Origin of the sequence: Tessaracoccus palaemonis (genome assembly GCF_019316905.1) — a bacterium.
Lineage (GTDB): Bacteria > Actinomycetota > Actinomycetes > Propionibacteriales > Propionibacteriaceae > Arachnia > Arachnia palaemonis.
The window spans coordinates 2,863,563-2,878,525 of sequence record NZ_CP079216.1; the positions used below are offsets into that span (position 1 = coordinate 2,863,563).

The following is a 14,963-nucleotide window of genomic DNA, read 5'->3' on the forward strand; positions in this document are numbered from 1 at the left end:
GACGGTCGCGGGGCCCGCTGAGCCGGGGTCCAGTCAGAGGCCCGCGAAGAGGTCACTGGCCGGGGCGTCGGAGACCGGGAACGGGCGGCCGGCGGCCAGCAGGTAAGCCTCGCCGGAGCCTGGCAGCTCCTGCATGATCCGGTAGAACTGCCAGAAGTCGTCCTCGGTGTTGACCTGGCTGCGGTGCGACGCCAGCGCGGCCCGGCAGACCTCCAGCCAGGGGGCGGTCTCGACGATGGCAACGATCCGCTCCGGGTCGGGGCCGACGTCTCCGGGATCCACCTCACGTTCGGGCCACAGCTCGAGGCCGCGTTCGCGGGCGACCGCGTAAGCCTCGGCCCAGCGAGCGGTGTTGTGCGTGTTCCACAGGACGCGCTCGACCTGCCACGGTTCGCCCAGGTCCGGTCGGTGGGCCGGCGCGCTGGCGAGCATGCAGGCGTACATCGCGACGCGGTGGGCCATCACGTGGTCGGGGTGGCCGTAGTTGCCGAACGGGTCGTACGTGCTGACCACCTGCGGGCGGCGCGAGCGGATGACCTCGACGAGGTGGTCGGCCGCCTCGAGCAGGTCCGCGTCCCAGAAGGCGTTGGGCTGGCGCTCGGGTGGCGCGACGACACGGCCGCTCTCGTCGTGTGTCATGCCCGAGTCGTGGTAGCGGCCGGCCCCGCCGAGGTAGACGTGGTCGGTGACGCCGATCTCCGCCAGGGCCGTGCGGATCTCCTCCTGGCGGTGGGCGCCGAGCTCGGCGGGCGAGAAGTGCGTCCACTCGGGCACGAGGATCTCGCCGAGTTCACCGAGCGTGCAGGTCACGAGGGTGACCTGGGCCCCCTCGGCGACATAGCGGGCCATGGTCGCTGACGACTGGCTGGACTCGTCGTCGGGGTGCGCGTGGACGAGGAGGAGGCGGCGGTCGGGTGCTGTCACGGTGTTCATCGTCCCAGCAGGGTCGCGAATTCGACGAACCCGTCGTCGGCCGGGCGCGGGGCGGTGTGGGCGAGGGCGTCGGCCAGCTCGTCGGCGCCGGTGGCGACGCGACGGCTCAGGGACGCGGCGCCGGGGCCGCCGAAGTCGGCCGTGGCGGCGAAGACCGCGGTGCGCACGGGGAGCGCACCGAGGTAGCTGAGCAGCGGTCGCATCGCGAACTCCAGCATGAGCGAGTGGCGCTCCGTGCCGCCGGTCGCGGCCATCAGGACGGGCTTGCCGCGCAGGGTGTCGGGCTCGAGGATGTCGAAGAAGCTCTTCACGAGACCGCTGATCGACGCGGAGAACGTCGGGGAGACGACGACCAGAGCGTCGGCGGAGGCGACGGCCTCGACGACGGAGGCCAGTTCCCCCGTCGGGAATCCGGTGAGCATGGCGTCGACGATGGGATGCCCAAGTTCGCGGAGTTCGACGACCCGGCTCTCGAGATCCTCGCCGCGCAGGGCGAGTGCATCGGTCAGGTGGACCACGATGTCGTCGCCCAGCACCCGGGTGCTCGAGGGCGATCCGAGTCCGCCGGAGATCACGACGATGCTGGCCATGGTTGACTCCTCACTGTGGCTTGACTTCAATACTGTACAACATAATTGACTGTTCAATCATTCCGTCGGAGCGGCCTCGCTTCGGCACACTTCGAACGCCCCGTCTCGCCATCCCCGCACCAGCGTCGCCGCCCGTCTCGCGACACGCCCCGACACGCCTCGAGGCGCGCGCGCCGGGCGCCATCCACCGTCGAAAATCGATCAGTGCCCGATTCTCCCCGGTCCTGCGACGAGAATCGTTCAACGCCCGCCACCCCTCACGCTGACGAAAAGCGGGCAGCGGTCGATTCTCCCCGGTCCGGCGACCAGAATCGACCGATGCCCGCTTTTCGTCAGCGGCGCGGGACACCGCGCGCCGACTCCACGCGCGACGCCGCGCCACCCAAACGACCCCAGCCGGACGTCCGCAGAGCCGAGGCGGGCCGACCCGCCCTGCGGCTCGCGCGACATCGGGAGGTCGGCGCCCGACGGTCAGAGGTGATTCGCGTCCTCCGCACGGGTGCCGGTCCACTTGTCGACGGAGGGCTCGGTTTGCTCGCCCGCCGCCTTGGGGCCGCCGGCGGCCGCGACCCGGGCCGCGTGCGTCGGGCCGTCCGGCACGTGCGCGGGGCGGAGAGCGTCGAACTCCCTGCGCAGCACCGGCACGACCTCCTCGCCGAGCAGGTCGAGTTGCTCGAGGACGGTCTTGAGCGGCAGTCCGGCGTGGTCCATCAGGAATAACTGGCGCTGGTAGTCGCCTGCGTAATCGCGGAACCCAAGGACGCGCTCGATGACCTGCTCGGGCGACCCGACGGTCAGCGGGGTCTCCTTCGCGAACTCCTCCAGCGTCGGGCCGCCGCCGTAGACGGGGGCGTGGTCGAAGTAGGGGCGGAACTCGCGGACGGCGTCCTGCGAGTTCCTCCGCATGAACACCTGCCCGCCGAGGCCGACGATCGCCTGGTCGGCGGAGCCGTGCCCGTAGTGCTCGAAGCGACGGCGGTAGAGGTCGACCATGCGACGCGTGTGGCTCGGCGGCCAGAAGATGTTGTTGTGGAAGAAGCCGTCGCCGTAGTAGGCGGCCTGCTCGGCGATCTCGGGAGAGCGGATCGAGCCGTGCCACACGAACGGGGCCACGCCGTCGAGCGGCCGCGGGGTCGCGGTGAAGCCGTGCAGCGGGGTGCGGTGCTTGCCCTCCCAGTTCACGACCTCGCTATGCCACAGCTCGTGCAGCAGCGCGTAGTTCTCGACGGCGAGCGCGATGCCGTCGCGGATGTCCTTGCCGAACCAGGGATACACCGGGCCGGTGTTGCCGCGGCCCATCGTGAGGTCCATGCGGCCGTCGACGAGGTGCTGCAGCGTGGCGTAGTCCTCCGCGATGCGCACCGGGTCCGTGGTGGTGATCAGCGTGGTGGCCGTCGAGAGGATGATGCGCTCGGTCTGGGCGCCGATGTAGGCCAGCGTCGTCGTCGGGGAGCTCGCGACGAACGGCGGGTTGTGGTGCTGGCCGACGGCGACGACGTCGAGGCCCACCTCCTCGGCCTTCTTCGCGATCGCGATAGTCGCCTTGATGCGCTCGTGCTCGGTGGGCGTGCGACCGGTGGTCGGGTCGGTGGTGATGTCGCCGACACTGAAGATGCCGAACTGCATGGTGACCTCCTTCAAGGTGTCACCAGCCTACAACATTGTTGACTGTTCAACTATTCCCTTGGTGCGGCACCCGGGGGTCAGCAGGCACGCGATGAGCACGACACACTTGTCATCGTCGAAAAACGCCCATGTGAACGTTCCCCGTCGCGATGAGAAGTGTGTCGTGCTCATCCGGGCCCCGGGGGCCGACGGCGAGGTCGGCCACGGAGCGGGGTCAGCAGACCCTGCGGGTCCAGCCGAAGGTGTCCTCGGCGCGGCCGAACTGGATGTCGACCAGGTGGCGACGGATCTCCTCGGTCTTCGGGCCGGGCTGCCCGTCGCCGACGACCGCGACGCCGCGTTGCGGCGAGTTGAAGCCGACGATCGGCGTCACGACGGCCGCCGTGCCGCACGCGAAGACCTCCGCGATCTGGCCCGACTCGACCCCGTCGAGAACCTCGTCGACGGAGATGGGGCGCTCGACGGCCTTCAGACCGTGGGCGTCGGCCAGCTTGAGGATCGAGTCGCGCGTGACGCCTGGGAGGATCGAGCCGAGCGACGGGGTCAGCAGCTCGCCGTCGGCGGTGACGAACATGACGTTCATCGTGCCGCACTCCTCGACCCACTTGTGCTCGGCACCGTCGGTCCACAGCACCTGACCGCAGCCGTTTGCGTAGGCTTCCTCGGTCGCGACGAGGCTCGCGGCGTAGTTGCCGCCGCACTTGGCCTCACCCGTGCCGCCGATGGCTGCGCGCGTGTAGTTCGGGGTGATCCACAGCTTGACCGGCTCCGAGTAGTACGGGCCGACGGGGGTGCAGATGACGGAGAAGCGGTACGACTTCGCCTCGCGGACGCCCAGCAGCGCCTCGCTGGCGATCATGAACGGGCGGATGTAGAGGCTCTGCTCGTTCTCGCCCGCGGGGACCCAGTCGCGCTCGAGGGCGACGATGCGCTCGACGGCCTCGACGAAGAGGTCCTCGGGCAGCTCGGCCATGCCGAGACGCCTCGCGGAGTTCACGAAGCGGGCGGCGTTGCGGTCGGGGCGGAAGAGCCAGATGGAGTCGTCGTCGCGACGATATGCCTTCAGACCCTCGAAGATCTCCTGCCCGTAGTGCAGGACGGCGGCCGCGGGGTGCAGCGACCAGTCGCTCATCGGGAGGATCCGGGGGTCCTGCCAACCGTCACCTTCCACGTAGTCGATCACCACCATGTGATCGACGTAGTGGCGCCCGAAACCGGGGTCGGCGAGGGCGGCCTGACGGACCGCAGGGGAGGTGGGATGCGTGGTGCGCGTGAGGGAGAACTCAGCCATGCCGCGATGCTAGCCCGGCCCGTCGGACGCCCCGGTCCTCGTCCATCCGCGCCCGGCGGGTTGCGCGCGCGCGAACGGTGCCCGCGCGGCGTCGGCGACCCCGGCCCTGCACATGTCAGGCCCAGCCCGCGTCCCCGGCGTGTCCCGGCCGGAGTGCCGTGCACAACAATGGCCCTCCTGTCTGATGTGTGGGTCAGTCTCGGCCTGGGAGGCGGGGTTTGTGGCCGGCGAGGTTGAGCATGGCTAGGGCGATGAGGGGTTCGGGGCCGTGGAAGCCGAACGCGATGCGGGTGATCAGCCGGATCTTGGTGTTGACCGATTCGATGCGGCCGTTGGAGAGGCCGTGTTCGATGGCGGCCAGGATCGAGTGCTTGTAGGTGCAGATCTTGCGTTGCAGCTCGACGAACGGTGGCAGGCGGCAGCGTCTCGCCCACCCGATCCAGGCCTCGAGCGCGGCGGGTGCTTCGGCGGGATCGACTTTGAACACGGTGCGTAGTGCTTCTTTCAGCAGGTAGCCGCGGAACAGGGAGGGGTGGCTGGTCTGGATCCAGGCCAGTTTCACGCGTTGGTTCTCGGTCAGGTCTTCGGGGTTCTTCCAGAGTGAGTAGCGGGCTCGTTTGATGGCCTGGGCATCACCGGTGGCTCGATGACGACGGCCTGCCTGATCGGTGCGACGTCTGCCGGGGGCGTGGTCGAAGACCTGTCGACGTAGGGTGTCGAGACCGCCGAAACCGGAGTACCCGAGCGCCTGCATCACGGCGTGGTCGAAGACCTGTCGACGTAGGGTGTCGAGGGCCTCGCCAGCCCACTTGACCACATGGAACGGGTCGGCACAGATCACCGCCTGCGGGCAGTGACGTTTCACCGCGGCGTGGATGAATCTGGCCCCATCGGCAGTGACATGCGAAATCATGGCCAGCCGGTCCTGACCAGCGGCTTGACCCGATGCGGCGAGTCGGGAGAAGAACCCGTCGAGGGTCTCACGGTCCCGACCCGGGGCCGCCCACACCAGCCGTCCGGTGTCATGATCAACAACCACCATCAGGTACTTGTGGCCCCGTTTGTAGCTGATCTCATCGATACCGATCCGCCGCAGCCCCGCGAACCGGTCCTGCTCCTTCGACAGGTCATTCCAGTAACGCTCGATGATGCTGCCGACACTGCGCCACGCGATCCGCATCAACTCAGAGGCAGCCGATTTCGAGCACTGAGTGACCAGCCACGCGATCTGAGCATCAAACTCGTACGTGTGACCAGCCCCGTGACGGGCCCACGGCACCGAGGCGACCACCACCCCATGGACACGGCACGACACGCGCGGCGCTTCGGCCTCGAGGAACACCTTCATGGTTCCCAGGTCCAGGCCCCGCCAACGTCGTCGACCCCCACCAGCGTCATAGCCCGGGCAACGTCGGCGGCAGATCCCGCACCTGCCCCTCGCCCGCTTCGCAGGCCGCACACGACACACCAGCACCCCGGCCTGATCATCGAGATCAACGTCCTCGATGATCGTGTGATCGACACCCAGCAGCCGACGCCATAAGATTGAGCTCTGCACACCGCTATCCGCTCTAGTTCTTGAAGCCTTTGACAGCAAAGAACCTAGCCGGACAGCGGTGTGCTCCACATCCAGCCCCGCCGGACACCCACACATCCGACACAAGAGCCACAACAATGCGCATTCCGCCGGCCCTGCAACATAGGAGCAGCGCTGCCGCTCTGGGCATAGTTGTGCACGGAACCCTGCCACCGATCCATCGGGAAGCCTGGGCGGAACGGCCCGCGGCCCGGCCGCCCAGCAACCCTCCCGTCCGGATACCTGCCGGGCCCTGCCACTCCAGACCCGCCCTAAGGTGGGGTCTCACGACCCAAGGAGGATCCATGTCCGAGACCCGCAACCCCACCGAGGTGACGCTGGATCGACTCGGCCCGCTGCGCTACGAGGCGACCAACTCCCGCGGCGGCACGCTGCCGATCGGCACCGGCCAGACCGACGAGTTCACCCCCGTCGAGCTGATGATGGCCGCGATCGCGGGCTGCTCGGCGATCGACGTCGACATGCTCACCCACCGTCGCGCCGAGCCCGACGTGTTCACGACCACCATCACCGCAGACCGTGTGAAGGATGAGTCCGGCAATCGGCTCGACGCCATCGACGTGACGTTCACGATCCGCTTCCCCGAGGGCGAGGACGGGGACCGCGCCCGACGCATCCTCGCGCGCTCCGTCCAGGACTCCCACGACCGTCTCTGCACCGTCTCCCGCACCGTCGAGGCCGGCACGCCCGTGACCATGGGCCTGTCGGAGGACTGAGCCGGGGCCGACCCAGCGCGCAGCGGCGAAGAATAGCGACACAGGGGTCGCTTCACAGGGCGCCCGACGAAAAAGCTCCACACAACGGGAATCAATCTGGCGCTCCGGTGGTTGTCAGGCGTTGACGCCACCCGGCGCCAGCCCCGACCAAAGGACGTGACATGAGACTCCGCCTCGCCCCATCGCTCGCAGGAATACTGGCCGCCGGCCTGTTGCTGACGGGCTGCGCCGGCGGAGGAACCGGCGACGCGACGACCTCCGCGCCCGCCGACACGGCCGCCTCGATCGAGGTCGGGTCCCTGTACGAGCCGAGCAACCTGAGCAACGTCGACGCCGGCGGCCAGGGCGTCACCGAGGCGTTCAGCGGCAACGTCTACGAGTCGCTGATGAAGCTCGACGACGACGGCTCCGTCACCCCACTCCTCGCCGAGGACTACTCGGTCAGCGACGACGGCCTGACCTACACCTTCACCCTCCGCGACGGTGTGAAGTTCCACTCCGGCAAGGAGTTGACGGCCGACGATGTCGTCTCCAGCTTCGAGCGTGTCACGGCCGACGACTCCCAGGCGGCGCGCAAGTCCAGCTACGCCGTCGTCTCCGACGTCGAGGCCACCGACGACTCCACCGTCACCTTCACCCTCTCGCAGCGCTCCATCTCGTTCCCGTACCTGATGGCCTACGTGTGGATCGTGAACCCGGACCTCGCCGACGCCAAGACCGACGCCGACGGCACCGGCCCCTACTCGTTCGACGAGTGGCAGCGCGGCAGCACGCTCAGCCTCGTCCGCAACGACGACTACTGGGGCGACCCGGCCAAGAACGGCCGCGTGACCTTCCACTACTTCACCGACGCGAGCGCCGAGTCCAACGCGCTGCTCACCGGCGAGATCGACCTGATCACCAGCATCCAGAGCCCCGACTCGCTGACCCAGTTCGAGAACAACGAGGACTTCACGATCTCCGAGGGCACCTCCACCACCAAGGAGCTGCTGGCCTTCAACGACCGCGTCGCCCCGTTCGACGACTCCCGCGTCCGACGCGCCATCTACTCCGCCCTCGACCGCGAGAAGCTCCTCGACGCCATCTGGGACGGCCGCGGCACGCTGATCGGCTCGATGGTTCCCCCCACCGACCCGTGGTACGAGGACCTCACCTCCGTGAACCCGTACGACCCCGAGCTCTCCAAGCAGCTGCTCTCCGAGGCCGGCCTGGCCGACGGGTTCTCCTTCACGCTCTCGACCCCGAACTACGACCCGCACCCCGAGGTCGCGGAGTTCCTGCAGTCCGAGCTGGCGAAGGTCGGCATCACCGTCGACATCAAGGTCATCACCGCCGACGAGTGGTACACCGACGTCTACCAGAACCTCGACTTCGAGGCGACGCTGCAGGAGCACGTCAACGACCGCGACGTCGTCTGGTACGCCAACCCCGACTTCTACTGGGGCTACGACAACGCCGACGTCCAGGAGCTCGTCGCCTCCGCCGAGCAGGCTGAGACCACCGACGAGCAGACCGAGGACCTGAAGAAGGCCAACGAGATCATCGCGACCGAGGCCGCCAGCAACTGGCTGTACCTGTACCCGCAGATCGTCGTCGCCTCCTCCGACGTCACCGGCTTCCCCGTCAACGGCCTGAACTCGCAGTTCTACGTGTACAACATCGAGAAGGCCTGACATCCTGAACCCGATGACGGAAGGCGGTGCGCCCACCTGTGGCTAGTTACCTGGTGCGGCGCACCGCCTTTCTGCTGCTCAGCTTCGCCGCCGCGATGCTGCTGATCTTCCTGCTGCTGCGCGTGCTGCCGGGCGACCCGGCCAACGCGCTGCTGTCGCTCGACGCGACCGACGAGCAGATTGCCGCCGCCCGCGCGCAGGTGGGCTCCGACCAGCCCATCGGCACGCAGCTGCTGAACTGGGTGGGCGACGTGGCGCGCCTCGACCTCGGCACCTCGTTCACCTCCGGCACGGCCGTGCTGCCCGAGATCGCCTCGCGGCTGGGCGTGACCATCCCGCTGACGCTCATCTCGTTCGTCATCTCGGTCGTGCTGGCGGCGGCGCTCGGCTACTACGCGGCGGTCCGCTCCCACACCCGGCTGGGCGTGGCGGTCGCCGCCGTCGCGCAGGTCGGCATCGCGGTGCCGGTGTTCTGGATCGGCATCCTGCTGGTGTGGGTGTTCGCGCTCACGCTGCGGCTCCTGCCGTCGGGCGGCTTCCCCCGCGAGGACTGGGCCGACCCCCTCGACGCGCTGCGGTCCCTGCTGCTGCCCATCTGCACCATCGTGATCGTCATGACCGCCTCGCTCGTGCGCTACGTGCGCTCGGCCGTGCTCGACGTCCTCGACAGCGACTATCTGCGCAACGCCCAGGCCCTCGGCGCGACGCCGGGCGAGGCGTTCCGACGACACGGCGTGCGCAACGCGTCGGTGCCCGTCATCTCCATCCTGGGCATCGAGCTGGCCTCGACGCTGCTCGGCGCCGTCGTCGTCGAGTCGGTGTTCACGCTGCCCGGACTAGGGTCGATGCTGACCAAGGCCATCGAGACCCACGACTACCCGTCCATCCAGGGGGTCCTGCTCGTGACGACGTTCCTGGTGCTGGTGATCGGCTTCGCCGCCGACATCGTGCAGCGCGTCGTCGACCCGCGGCTCCGCTCCAGCCTCTCGGGGGCCCACGCATGAGCGCGTCGGTGACGGGCACGATCGTCGAGGTGCGGCCGCACCGTCGACGGTGGCCCGCGTCGCTCACGATCGGCGTGGTGCTGCTCGCCTTCGTCACCGTTGTCGCGCTCGTCTCGCTGGTCTGGCTGCCGTATGAGCTGTCCGACACCTCCGGCTCGCGGCTCGAGTCGCCCAGCGCCCAGCACTGGCTCGGCACGGACAAACTCGGCCGCGACACCTTCAGCTACGTCATGGTCGGCACCCGCATCGCGCTCACCGTCGGGCTGTCGAGCGCGGTCATCGCCATGGTCGTCGGGCTGGTGCTCGGCACGGCGGCGGCCTTCCTCGGCGGCTGGCTCGACGACGTCGCATCGTCGCTGCTCGACGTCGTGATCGCGTTCCCGACGCTGCTGCTGGCCATGCTGATCGGTGCCACGCAAGGCGCGAGCCTGACGTCGGCGGTGTGGTCGATCGGCCTGGCGGCCTCCGCCGTCGTCGCCCGGCTCACCCGCATCCTGGCCAAGAGGCTGCTGCAACAGCAGTTCGTCACCGCCGCCCGCACGTCGGGCACCGGCTGGTTCGGGATCATCCGGCTGCACCTGCTGCCGAACATGTGGCCGACGCTGGTCGTCACCGCGGCCCTGATCTTCGGCACCGCCGTCCTCGCCGAGGCGAGCCTGAGCTACCTGGGCCTGGGCGTCCCGCCGCCCAACTCGTCGCTCGGCCGGCTGCTGCAGGGCGCGCAGGCCACCGTGCTCAACGCGCCGTGGGCGGCGATCGCGCCGGGCGTGATGATCGTCGCCATCGTGCTGGGTGCCAACTTCCTCGCCGACGGGCTGCGCGAGCGCTTCGACCCGACGAGGAGGACCCGCGCATGAGCATCGAGGTACGCGACCTGAGTATCTCGCTGGCCACGTCAGGGCGCCGGCTCGTGGAGGGGCTGTCGTTCAGCCTGGCGCCGGGCGAGCGGCTCGGCATCATCGGCGAGTCGGGTTCCGGCAAGTCGGTGACCATCTTCTCGCTGCTCGGCCTGCTGCCCCGCGGGCTGGTGGCCGACGGGTCTGTCGAGATCTCCGGCACGCAGGTCGTCGGCGCCCGCCCCGCGGACCTGCGCACGCTGCGCGGCGCCCAGGCGGCGATCGTCTTCCAGGAGCCCGCCACCGCGCTCGACCCGCTGACCCGCGTCGGCGACCTGATCGCCGAGCCGCTGGCCCGCCACCGGGGGCTCCGAGGAGGAGAGCTCGACGAGGCGGTCCGCGCCGCGCTGCGGGAGGTGTCGCTGCCCGACGACCGTCGCACCGTCCGGTCCTTCCCGCACGAGATCTCCGGCGGCCAGCGGCAGCGGGTCGCGATCGCGATGGCCCTGGCCTGTCAGCCGCGGTTCCTGCTGGCCGACGAGCCCACCACCGCCCTCGATGTCACGGTCCAGGCCGAGATCCTCGACCTGATCCGTCGGCTGTGCGAGGAGCGCGGGATGGGGCTGATCTTCGTCAGCCACGACCTCGCCGTCGTCGCCGGCATCGTCGACCGCGCGCTGGTCATGCAGCACGGACACGTCGTCGAGGAGGGTCCGATCGTCGACCTGGTGAACCGCCCGCAGCACCCGTACACCGCGTCGCTGGTGGCCAGCGCGCGGGCGCTGGAGCAGGCCCTCGCGACGGGAGAACTGCCATGACCGGCGAGCCCACCGTGGGACCGCCCGACCAGCCCATCGGCAACGCCGAGCCCCTTGTCACCCCGTCTCCCATCGGGGGCAGCGAGATCGCTGGACCGAGCCGTGCAGCCACCGGGCATCAGGCCGGCGGCGACGTCGAGGCCCATGTCAGCCCCACCGACGACAGCCCCGGCGAAGGAGGCGGTGCGGGCCGAGTGGGTGGAAACCAGCCGCGCGCGTCGGCCGCCGGCCAGACCCCGCGGCTGGCGCTGGAGTGTGTGACGTTCACCTACCGCGGCGCCGCGGCCCCGGCGCTGCGCGATGCGACGTTCGCCGTGCGCGGCAGCCTGGGGATCGTCGGCGAGTCGGGATCGGGCAAGTCGACGACGCTGAACCTGCTGCTGGGGCTGCTACGGCCGTCCTCGGGTCGGGTGTTGTTCGACGGCGAGGAGCTCCGGGGCGCAGCCCGCGTCCGGGCGCTGCGCCGCGCGGTGCAGCCCGTCTTCCAGGACCCGTACGCATCGCTGGACCCGCGCATGCGCGTGGACCGGATCGTCGGCGAGCCGCTCGCATCACTCGGGATCGCGTCGGGCGCCGCGGCGAAGCAGAAGGTCCGCGACGCCCTGGCCGACGTCGGCCTCGACGACGACACCCTGGCGCGCTACCCGCACGAGTTCTCCGGCGGTCAGCGGCAGCGGATCGCGATCGCCCGGGCGCTGGTCACCGACCCGGCGATCCTGATCGCCGACGAGCCCGTCAGCGCACTCGACGTGACCACCCGGATCGACGTGATCGCCCTGCTGGACCGGCTCCGCCGCGGCCGCGGCCTGTCGGTGGTGATGGTGTCGCACGACGTCAGCGTCGTCGCGGCGCTGTGCGACGACACCGTCGTACTGAAGGACGGTGAGGTCGTCGAGCAGGGGCCCACCATGCAGGTCCTCTACTCCCCCGCACACCCCTACACCGCGCAGCTGATCTCCGCCATCGCCACCCTCCCGACCGCCTGACCGCCCCGCCCGGCCCCTCCCCCGCCGGCCGCGATGAGCACGACACACTTGTCGTCGCGCGAAATCGCGATGTGAACGTTGCCTGCCGCTACGAGCAGGAGGATGTGCTCATCGAAGCGGTCAGGCGACGAGCAGGAGGATCTGCTCATCGATGCGGTCAGGCGACGGGCAACTCCTCGCCCTCGTCCGACCTGACCGGAGACGTCGGCTTCGACAGCAGCCGCTCACGTTCAGCAGCGACGACGTCGCGCGCCAGGTCCGCCTCCGACACGTCGTATGCCTCGGGCGCGTGCTGGGCGATGTCGCTGTCGCGCGCGAAGGCCTCGAACAGGTGAGCCTTCTCGGCAAGAAGCTGCGTGATGCGCTGATCGACGCCCTCCTCCGAGATGAGCCGGTGCACCTGGACCGAGTTGAGCTGGCCCATCCGACGCGCTCGTGCGATCGCCTGCCACTCGGTCGTCGGCTTGATCTGGGGCTCGCAGATGATGATCACCGACGCGGCCTGGATGTTGAGCCCGACGCCGCCGGCGATGATCTGCGAGATGAGCACCCCCCCTCCCTTGGCCTTCGTGAAGTCATCGACCATCCGCTGGCGGTCAACAGGAGAGACACGCCCGCTCAGGATCCCGAACGTCTTCCCCGGTATCAACGTTTCAACCTCTTCAAGCACCGCGAGGAAGTGCGAGAAGACGATGACCTTCCGCCCATCCTGTTCAGCCTCCTGCACGATCTCCAGCAGTCGCTGCATCTTCATGGAGCGACTACCCTCGAGCATCGCGGCCTGCCGAAGACCCATGAAACTGCTGTCGATCGCCGCCTGCCGATAGCGGTCAGCATCGTGGACCGACAGGGGGAGGACCTCGTCAACCTCCACCAGCTCCGGCAGCTCCCGCAGGACATCCTCCTGGTTCCGGCGAAGGTATACGGGTGCCACCTGGCGTCGGAACTTCCTGGCCGACATTCCCGCACCAAACGTGTTGAGATCGGGACGGACGTAGTGCACCAGGGTGCGGAACTCATCCAGCCGGTTCTCCATGGGTGTGCCCGTCATGAGGATCGAGCGCCTCGTTCGTTCAAGGATCGCAAGGGTCCGCGTGGTGCGCTGGGCTGCGGGGTTCTTGATGTAGTGGGCTTCGTCGACGATGACACACCCCAACGGCACCTTGTCCAGGTCGCACTCGCCCTCGAGCCACCGCAGGCTCTCGAACGTGGTGACGCCCACGCCTCCACGACGCACCCAGGCGCTCAGGGCATCGTCGCGCCCGGGGCCGTGGAGCCTGTGCGGGGTGAGTCTCGACTTGGAGCGGACCTCCCGCACCCAGTTGGTCACCACCGCGGCAGGGCAGATCACGAGGAAGAAGTACTCGCCCTTGGCGCGCAGATGCGCCAGCACCGAGATGGCTTCGACGGTCTTCCCGAGGCCCATCTCATCCCCGATGATCACCCGCTCCTGCGCGATGGCAAAGCGCGCCGCGAACTGCTGATACCCACGGAGGTTCGCCGTGAAGTAGGTGATATCGAGCTCGACCTTCCTCACTGCCTCGATGATCTCGACAGGGATATCACCATGGGTCTTCGCCTCGTCTTCGGTGTTGAATCCGAGCTCCGAAATCAGCGCGAAGTAGTCGGCCGGACGAGCCAGGAAGTCCTTCCACACGTCCTTGTTCGGCCTCTCGGCACCACCGAGGAGCGGCGCTGCACGCTTTCGAAGCGAATCAGCAGCTGCGGGAAAGGCTCCTGCTGACGCGCTGCCGGAGCACACGATGAAGGCTCTCCCAACTCATCACCCAGCATGGCCAGCATCGCACGCACGTCGCGCCCATGCGCTTGCCCGTCGTCCCCTGCGCTCCTACGTGCGGTGTCCCAGGCAGCGACGGCCCGCAGGAAGGACGAGGCCTCCTCGGTGCGACGCTTGACGTCGATCCGGCAGGGCATGTCTTCGAGGGTCGTGTGCCAGATGTTCTGCGCCGCACCCACTGACCGCACTGCACTGGTTGGTCCGATGCCGGGGATCTGCTCGAGAAATCTCCGAGCATCAAGCACACTCTGGACCGTCGTCAGGCCAGCCTGTTCGAGGGCACCCAGGTTGAGACGTCCTGCGGTGGCCTCGCGAAGACGCTCGACGGGCATCTCGTCGAGGAGTCTGTGCACCTCCGCGATCCGTAGGGCGTTGCCCGCCTCCACGGCCGCCTTACGCAGGGCCTCGACCCCCGCCAAGGCCTTCTCCAGTGCCTTCGCTGCCTCAATGTGGGTCTTGAAGTCCTTCCGCTGGTAGAGGCGCAGCTCGCTCGGACGGCATTGGAGCACCTCCGCCAGGCCGACGCTGGGATCGAGTGCCTGCTCGGGCGAGACACGACGGACATCCGGGACACTCCGCAAGGCCTTGAGAGCGGACTCCACACCGGAAGAGCGGGCTCCGTCAACGCCTTTCACGAGCGCCGTCACCGCCTCTTCCGCAGCTCTGCGGTTCGCTCTCGAAAGGAACAGCCTCTTGATACCCCATGCCGGTCGGGCATGTTCAGCGAGCCGGACACCCTCAGTGACCACCCACTCGACCGCCCGCTCGTCCGCGGCCCGCAGCGGACGGAGCTGATTCACTCCCGCCAGCAGACCGATCTCCGGGGAACTCGGGCCGCGCAGAGGGAGAAGAGCCCAGGCAGGAGATGTGGGCGCAGAGTTCCTTACGCGCGCACGAAGGTCAGACCTGGCAGCCAAGGCGCCCTGCTTGAGGCCTTCTCGTGCCTGACGGGCGGCGGCTATGCGTAAGCTCCAGTCAGCGATCTGGGCTGCGGCAGCCTTACCGCGTTCACGCGTCGCCTGATCCATGGACACATTGCCTTTCCGTCGCCGACCGCAACATCCCCCGTTGTGGGCGCTAGATTACTGACGAAGG

General features: G+C 68.7%; 13 protein-coding genes. 6 read left to right on the forward strand and 7 right to left on the reverse strand.

The features are described 5' to 3' along the window. Nucleotides 1-33: 33 nt before the first annotated feature. From mshB to KDB89_RS13075, 5 genes are all read right to left on the reverse strand, one after another. Nucleotides 34-924 carry an N-acetyl-1-D-myo-inositol-2-amino-2-deoxy-alpha-D-glucopyranoside deacetylase gene (gene mshB, locus KDB89_RS13055; protein WP_255555958.1) on the reverse strand — a complete coding sequence of 297 codons (891 nt, stop codon included), beginning with the start codon at nt 922-924 and terminating at the stop codon, nt 34-36. A 5-nt stretch (nt 925-929) separates the two neighbouring features. Continuing rightward, on the reverse strand, nt 930-1,523 hold the full coding sequence (locus tag KDB89_RS13060; protein WP_219081735.1) for a CE1759 family FMN reductase: 594 nt from the start codon (nt 1,521-1,523) through the stop codon (nt 930-932). Nucleotides 1,524-1,994: 471 nt separating this feature from the next. Then, the gene (locus tag KDB89_RS13065; RefSeq protein ID WP_219081737.1) at nt 1,995-3,149 is read right to left on the reverse strand and encodes an LLM class flavin-dependent oxidoreductase; all 1,155 of its coding nucleotides are present in this window, start codon (nt 3,147-3,149) and stop codon (nt 1,995-1,997) included. A 214-nt stretch (nt 3,150-3,363) separates the two neighbouring features. After that, the gene (locus KDB89_RS13070) at nt 3,364-4,440 is read right to left on the reverse strand and encodes a branched-chain amino acid aminotransferase (RefSeq protein WP_219081739.1); all 1,077 of its coding nucleotides are present in this window, start codon (nt 4,438-4,440) and stop codon (nt 3,364-3,366) included. A 193-nt stretch (nt 4,441-4,633) separates the two neighbouring features. Continuing rightward, nucleotides 4,634-5,998 carry an ISL3 family transposase gene (locus KDB89_RS13075; protein WP_219081741.1) on the reverse strand — a complete coding sequence of 455 codons (1,365 nt, stop codon included), beginning with the start codon at nt 5,996-5,998 and terminating at the stop codon, nt 4,634-4,636. A 323-nt stretch (nt 5,999-6,321) separates the two neighbouring features. On the opposite strand from KDB89_RS13075, the gene KDB89_RS13080 reads away from it, so the two are divergent. The 6 genes from KDB89_RS13080 (at nt 6,322) to KDB89_RS13105 (ending at nt 12,070) form a co-directional block, all read left to right on the forward strand. After that, complete coding sequence (locus KDB89_RS13080; protein ID WP_219081743.1) at nt 6,322-6,753, forward strand: OsmC family protein; 432 nt, start codon at nt 6,322-6,324, stop codon at nt 6,751-6,753. Between the two features lie 161 nt (nt 6,754-6,914). Next, nucleotides 6,915-8,426, forward strand: a complete 1,512-nt coding sequence (locus tag KDB89_RS13085) for an ABC transporter substrate-binding protein (RefSeq protein WP_219081745.1) — start codon at nt 6,915-6,917, stop codon at nt 8,424-8,426. Nucleotides 8,427-8,464: 38 nt separating this feature from the next. Beyond that, nucleotides 8,465-9,430 (forward strand): ABC transporter permease, encoded by a 966-nt coding sequence (locus KDB89_RS13090; RefSeq protein ID WP_219081747.1) that lies wholly within the window; start codon nt 8,465-8,467, stop codon nt 9,428-9,430. Then, complete coding sequence (locus KDB89_RS13095) at nt 9,427-10,287, forward strand: ABC transporter permease (protein WP_219081749.1); 861 nt, start codon at nt 9,427-9,429, stop codon at nt 10,285-10,287. Before KDB89_RS13090 ends, KDB89_RS13095 begins: the two co-directional genes overlap by 4 nt. Beyond that, entirely contained in the window at nt 10,284-11,084 is an 801-nt protein-coding gene (locus KDB89_RS13100) for an ABC transporter ATP-binding protein (protein WP_219081751.1), read from the forward strand. Before KDB89_RS13095 ends, KDB89_RS13100 begins: the two co-directional genes overlap by 4 nt. After that, nucleotides 11,081-12,070 carry an ABC transporter ATP-binding protein gene (locus KDB89_RS13105; RefSeq protein ID WP_219081753.1) on the forward strand — a complete coding sequence of 330 codons (990 nt, stop codon included), beginning with the start codon at nt 11,081-11,083 and terminating at the stop codon, nt 12,068-12,070. The genes KDB89_RS13100 and KDB89_RS13105 overlap by 4 nt, the downstream gene beginning before the upstream one ends. 157 nt (nt 12,071-12,227) lie before the next feature. On the opposite strand, the gene KDB89_RS13110 is transcribed toward KDB89_RS13105, so the two are convergent. Both KDB89_RS13110 and KDB89_RS13115 read right to left on the reverse strand, forming a co-directional pair. Then, nucleotides 12,228-13,727, reverse strand: coding sequence for a DEAD/DEAH box helicase (locus tag KDB89_RS13110; RefSeq protein WP_219081764.1), 1,500 nt, complete (start codon nt 13,725-13,727; stop codon nt 12,228-12,230). Next, nucleotides 13,682-14,668 carry a hypothetical protein gene (locus KDB89_RS13115; RefSeq protein ID WP_219081765.1) on the reverse strand — a complete coding sequence of 329 codons (987 nt, stop codon included), beginning with the start codon at nt 14,666-14,668 and terminating at the stop codon, nt 13,682-13,684. Before KDB89_RS13115 ends, KDB89_RS13110 begins: the two co-directional genes overlap by 46 nt. Nucleotides 14,669-14,963 lie beyond the last annotated feature (295 nt).

Bases quoted from the DNA above. Each gene is read 5' to 3' on its own strand.
- KDB89_RS13060 (WP_219081735.1), bottom strand. From the start codon at position 1,523: ATGGCCAGCATCGTCGTGATCTCCGGCGGACTCGGATCGCCCTCGAGC.
- KDB89_RS13065 (WP_219081737.1), bottom strand. From the start codon at position 3,149: ATGCAGTTCGGCATCTTCAGTGTCGGCGACATCACCACCGACCCGACC.
- KDB89_RS13070 (WP_219081739.1), bottom strand. From the start codon at position 4,440: ATGGCTGAGTTCTCCCTCACGCGCACCACGCATCCCACCTCCCCTGCG.
- KDB89_RS13080 (WP_219081743.1), top strand. From the start codon at position 6,322: ATGTCCGAGACCCGCAACCCCACCGAGGTGACGCTGGATCGACTCGGC.
- KDB89_RS13085 (WP_219081745.1), top strand. From the start codon at position 6,915: ATGAGACTCCGCCTCGCCCCATCGCTCGCAGGAATACTGGCCGCCGGC.
- KDB89_RS13095 (WP_219081749.1), top strand. From the start codon at position 9,427: ATGAGCGCGTCGGTGACGGGCACGATCGTCGAGGTGCGGCCGCACCGT.
- KDB89_RS13100 (WP_219081751.1), top strand. From the start codon at position 10,284: ATGAGCATCGAGGTACGCGACCTGAGTATCTCGCTGGCCACGTCAGGG.
- KDB89_RS13105 (WP_219081753.1), top strand. From the start codon at position 11,081: ATGACCGGCGAGCCCACCGTGGGACCGCCCGACCAGCCCATCGGCAAC.